Origin of the sequence: Bathymodiolus platifrons methanotrophic gill symbiont (assembly GCF_002189065.1) — a bacterium.
Taxonomy (GTDB): Bacteria; Pseudomonadota; Gammaproteobacteria; order Methylococcales; family Methylomonadaceae; genus Methyloprofundus.
Genome location: NZ_BDMN01000257.1, coordinates 1 through 5,094 on the forward strand (window position 1 = coordinate 1; position 5,094 = coordinate 5,094).

Annotated in this window: 5 protein-coding genes; 4 read left to right on the forward strand and 1 reads right to left on the reverse strand. The window is 41.7% G+C overall.

The features are described from left to right. From CDZ78_RS14250 to CDZ78_RS14265, 4 genes are all read left to right on the forward strand, one after another. On the forward strand, nucleotides 1-217 hold a 217-nt coding region (locus tag CDZ78_RS14250), incomplete at its 5' end, for a hypothetical protein (protein WP_087870607.1). 333 nt (nucleotides 218-550) lie between these two features. Beyond that, nucleotides 551-1,948: a 3-isopropylmalate dehydratase large subunit gene (leuC, locus tag CDZ78_RS14255; RefSeq protein ID WP_087870608.1), complete on the forward strand. Its 1,398-nt coding sequence runs from the start codon at nucleotides 551-553 to the stop codon at nucleotides 1,946-1,948. Nucleotides 1,949-1,966: 18 nt separating this feature from the next. Continuing rightward, the gene (gene leuD, locus CDZ78_RS14260; RefSeq protein ID WP_087870609.1) at nucleotides 1,967-2,578 is read left to right on the forward strand and encodes a 3-isopropylmalate dehydratase small subunit; all 612 of its coding nucleotides are present in this window, start codon (nucleotides 1,967-1,969) and stop codon (nucleotides 2,576-2,578) included. A gap of 174 nt (nucleotides 2,579-2,752) precedes the next feature. After that, entirely contained in the window at nucleotides 2,753-4,285 is a 1,533-nt protein-coding gene (locus CDZ78_RS14265) for a hydroxymethylglutaryl-CoA lyase-like TIM-barrel protein (protein ID WP_087870610.1), read from the forward strand. 133 nt (nucleotides 4,286-4,418) lie between these two features. Here CDZ78_RS14265 and CDZ78_RS14270 read toward each other — a convergent pair. Beyond that, a partial coding sequence (locus CDZ78_RS14270; RefSeq protein ID WP_211200772.1) for a DUF8692 domain-containing protein occupies nucleotides 4,419-5,094 on the reverse strand: 676 nt, incomplete at its 5' end.

A 5,094-nucleotide genomic window follows, 5' to 3' on the forward strand; every position in this document is an offset into this window, starting at 1 on the left:
GATGGCAACAACGTTAACGTGGATTTATGCTGATCGTTTAAAAACCAATCCGGAACGTCGGCACAAAGTAAAGGGGCGGACCAGTTTTGCCTTTTCAGATATCCGGCGTATCATTGCCGAAGCTGCTTTGGACCCGGATTTTGAAAGGGTTTGCCCCAAATACAGCAGCTCCCCTGTAAATTCGGTGGTAACCGTTTTGTTACGCATGGTCGCTTGATGAATTTCTAGGAAACTTCAGTAGTGAAAAATATTGCTTTTACAGTGCTTTAAAAAGCCTTAGCTTCACCCACAAGTTAAGCGGGCACAATTTGAAGTACTGTGGAATCAAGAACTAGTGCTAGAAACCGTGAGCAACTGATTTTTCTAGGTTAATATCAACATAAACCTTTCCTCAATTGTCAGATTTACTCCCTGTGCACTCCTAAATGTAAACCAGCAAAGTAATTGGAATACTTAGTTAATTTAAGAGATAATACCCTGTTACACTATTTAGATACGCGATATAGCAATAATTCTGCTTTTAAGTGGAACGCAAGCTTTGGAAGATACTATGAAAAAAACCATGTACGAAAAGATCTGGGACAGCCATTTGGTAGCTGAAGTTGCAGGTCAGGCCCCTTTATTATATGTTGATCGTCACCTAATGCATGAGGTCACTAGCCCGCAAGCATTTGAAGGCTTAAGACTTTCCAAACGCAAAGTGCGTAATCCGCATAGTATTCTGGCCACTATGGATCATTGCGTACCCACCAAAAATAGAGACCTGCCTATTGCCGATCCTATTGCGAAAAAACAGATCGAAACCATGGCAGATAATTGCCATGAAAATGGCTTAAATCTTTACGATATGAAAAACCCAAATAATGGCGTTATTCACATTGTTGTGCCTGAACACGGATTTGTTCACCCTGGCATGGTTGTTGTTTGTGGTGATAGCCATACAGCTACCCATGGTGCTTTTGGTGCTTTAGCGTTTGGTATCGGCACCTCCGAAGTTGAGCATGTGATGGCAACACAAACATTGCCGCAGCAAAAATCAAAAACCATGCTGATTCAAATTGACGGCGAATTATCTAAATACGCCTCAGCTAAAGATATTGCCCTGGCGATTACCGGAAAAATTGGTACTGCGGGTGGTAATGGACATGTGATTGAATATGCAGGTAACGCCATTAGCAAGCTGTCTATGGAAGGGCGTATGACACTCTGTAATATGGCGATTGAAGCCGGTGCCAGAGCTGGTTTAGTGGCTCCTGACGAAAAAACATATACATATTTGAAAGGCCGTGAATTTGCTCCTTCAGGTGATAACTGGGATAAGGCATTAGCTTACTGGAAAAGCCTGCCTAGTGATGAAGGCGCTGTATTTGATACGATCGTAACCTTAAATGCTGCAGATATCGAGCCTCAGGTTACCTGGGGTACATCGCCTGAGCAGGTGACAGGTATCACTAGCATAGTTCCAGCGCCTGAAGATTTCGATGATGAAATCAAAAAAGAAGCGTGTGCAAATGCATTGAACTATATGGGACTCACTGCACATACAAAAATCACTGATATTCCCGTAGACCTGATTTTTATCGGCTCATGCACTAACGGACGTATTGAAGATTTTCGTATTGCCGCCGAAGTGACTAAAGGCACAAAAGTAGCCGACAAAGTAACAGCTATTGCCGTACCAGGGTCTTATCATGTTAAAAAACAGGCTGAAGATGAAGGTCTGGATAAGATATTTATTGATGCTGGCTGGGAATGGCGTGAACCAGGTTGCTCCATGTGTCTAGCGATGAATGGTGACGAACTAACTGTAGGACAGCGTAGTGCGTCTACTTCAAATAGAAACTTTGAAGGTCGTCAAGGTAAAGGTGGTAGAACGCATCTGGTGTCACCAGCGATGGCTGCTGCTGCAGCGTCAGCGGGTCACTTTGTTGACATTCGTAAGCTTTAAAAGAATAACGGAAAAAATATGCAAGCCTATAAAAAACACGAAAGCATTGCTGCTTTAATGAAGCGTAGCAATGTCGATACCGACCAGATCATCCCTAAGCAATTTCTAAAAAAAGTTGAGCGCACTGGCTTTGGAAAGCACCTGTTTCACGACTGGCGCTTTAATGACGACGGCAGTGATAATGCTGAGTTTGAACTTAATAAACCAGCCTTTAAAGACGCGCACATACTGGTTGCGGGTGATAACTTTGGTTGTGGATCATCCCGCGAACACGCGCCCTGGGCAATTGCTGATTATGGATTTAACACCATCATCTCGACCAGTTATGCAGACATTTTTTACAATAACTGCTTTAAAAATAGCATATTGCCTATTATTGCTACTAAGGAACAATTAGCCAGCTTAATGGACGAAATTGCAGCGAATGAAGGGGTTAAATTTATTGTTGATCTGGAAAACCAGACATTAACCACTCCGGCTGGCAATGGCTTTAAATTTGAAGTGGATCCAGTACGTAAAAATAATATGCTTAAAGGGCTGGATGATATTGGTTTAACATTACAACATATTGATCTTATTGATCAGTATGAGGCAAAGCATAAGCAGACCTACCCCTGGCTTTGGGTTTAATAGCAAATATTTTATGCTGTAGGCTGGGTTAGCTTATCAAGCAAAGCGCAGATAACGTAATCCGGCATTTACGATAATAATAATTTGCTGGGTTACGTTTTTTTGTTTCACAAAAAAAATTCTAACCCAGCCCACGCCGATCTTCACCTCCCTTTTATTTTCCAAGGCACGCAAATGTCCACACAACCTCGACACATCCAGTTAATGGATACAACCCTACGTGATGGCGAGCAAACGCAAGGGGTTTCTTATTCTCCTGATGAAAAGCTAAATATTGCTAAAGCGCTTTTGCAATCTCTAGGCGTTGATCGAATTGAGGTTGCCTCTGCGCGCGTGTCTGAAGGTGAACAACAGGGTGTTAAACGAATTAATGACTGGGCGCGTGATGAAGGATTTGATGGGCGCATCGAAGTATTGGGTTTTGTAGACCATACTTTAAGTGTAGACTGGATACTGGAATCCGGTGGTAGTGTTATCAACCTGTTAACCAAAGGCAGTGAAAAGCATTGTAGGGATCAGCTAGGGAAAACCCTGCAACAGCATACCGATGATATTCTTAAAACCGTGGATTATGCCTTAGGCAAAGGCTTAACAGTCAATGTGTACTTAGAAGACTGGTCTAACGGTTACCGAGACAACCGGGAGTATGTATTTGCCTTAATGGATAGCCTGCAGCGCACAGGTATCAACCATTTTATGCTCCCTGACACTTTAGGCGTGATGTCACCAGAAGAAGTCTTCGATAGCTTAAGTGATATGAGCAATCGTTACCCAGAACTGCACTTTGATTTTCACCCACATAATGATTATGGTCTGGCCACAGCCAACGTGATGGCGGCAGTACGTGCCGGAATTAATTCCATTCACTGCACGGTCAATTGCCTGGGAGAAAGAGCAGGCAACGCCTCACTGGCTCAAGTTAGCGTGGTATTACGTGACAAAATGAATATGGAATTATCCATTGATGAAAGTCACCTGGTACGTACCAGCAATATAGTCGAGAACTTCTCAGGTAAACGAGTTTCCGCCAACACCCCGATTATAGGTACCGATGTATTCACCCAGACAGCGGGAATTCATGCCGATGGAGATCAAAAAGGCGGCTTGTATAAAAGTAAATTAGTGCCTGAACGTTTTTCTCGCATTCATAGCTACGCACTAGGAAAAATGAGTGGCAAAGCCTCACTAAAAAAGAATCTGGAATTACTTGAACTGGATCTTTCCGAGGAAAACCAGAAAAAAGTCCTGGCCAGAATCGTTAAGCTGGGTGATTCCAAACAAACCATTACTACCGATGACTTACCGTTTATCATCGCCGACGTACTGGAAAGTAAGAATTACCAACATATCAAACTGCTGAATTGCACTATTACTAGCGGCTTTGACTTAGAATCTACCGTGAGTCTCCGTGTTGATGTTAAAGGCAATCATCATATCGCTTCGGGCTGTGGAAATGGTGGTTTTGATGCTTTTATTGATGCCATTAACAAGGTGATGAAGCTGCATGATTATTCGCTGCCTGCCTTGGTAGACTATGAAGTAAGAATCCCTAAAGGCGGACATACCAGTGCTTTAACGGAATGTGTGATTACCTGGGATTGTGATAACAACAACCGTAAAACCCGCGGCGTGCATTCTAATCAGGTTTTTGCTGCTATCTTGGCCGCACTTAGGATTATTAATATTCAATTGCATGAGCAGAGTTGAAGTGGAATTTCTTAAGCTGACTTATTGAAACTTAAAAAAACGTTACGTTATCAAGATGAAAGTGACAGATTCACTGCAGGAAAGAGTATGATTCTAGTGAGAAAAATCCAGGATAAAAGACACGGAATAATAATTAAGTAGTATCTAATTCTTCACTCTTTTGTACCGTATAAACACCTATAATCAACCCACCACAGAGTAATGACATTCCAATCATTTCTAACCCTTCTTCCCACGCAAACATTAAAGCATCTTCGTCAAACCTCGCTAACACAATAGATAACATGTTAAATGTATTAAACATTACGTCTAAAGCAGGTTTAAATGCCAATTCAACTGCTTGAGATAAAATTAAAAATATGCCAGACACGACAAAGCAGATGAACACTATCCACGATTTTTTTGGAAATAACGTTAATGAAGACAAGTAAAAGGCTCCCAAAATCAATGCATAGGGCAACACCATATACTGATTGCCAGACAAGTATTCAGTACCAAATAGCTTTGTTGCAAGACCAGCCGTTAACACCTCATGTAATTGCGCACTTTCATCTAGCCCAGTAATAAACAATGCAATTGCCGCAATTTCCCAAAACACTGGAGCACGCCCCTTATACCAAAAAACCATTAATACGCTAATTATTGCTGAAAAATATAGTTTTAAGATTGCGTAATTAGTTGGTAAATTTGCTTCCGTATCCAAATCTAAAAATGCTAAGCGATGGCTTATAGTTAAATCTCTAATCTCTGGTAGTGTACTAACCAACTGAAGTTTCCCAATTATTGAGTAGCTGAAATACACAATGCTG

Excerpts from the sequence above, each read along its gene's own strand:
- CDZ78_RS14265 (WP_087870610.1), top strand. The coding sequence starts at position 2,753 with ATGTCCACACAACCTCGACACATCCAGTTAATGGATACAACCCTACGT.
- leuC (WP_087870608.1), top strand. The coding sequence starts at position 551 with ATGAAAAAAACCATGTACGAAAAGATCTGGGACAGCCATTTGGTAGCT.
- leuD (WP_087870609.1), top strand. The coding sequence starts at position 1,967 with ATGCAAGCCTATAAAAAACACGAAAGCATTGCTGCTTTAATGAAGCGT.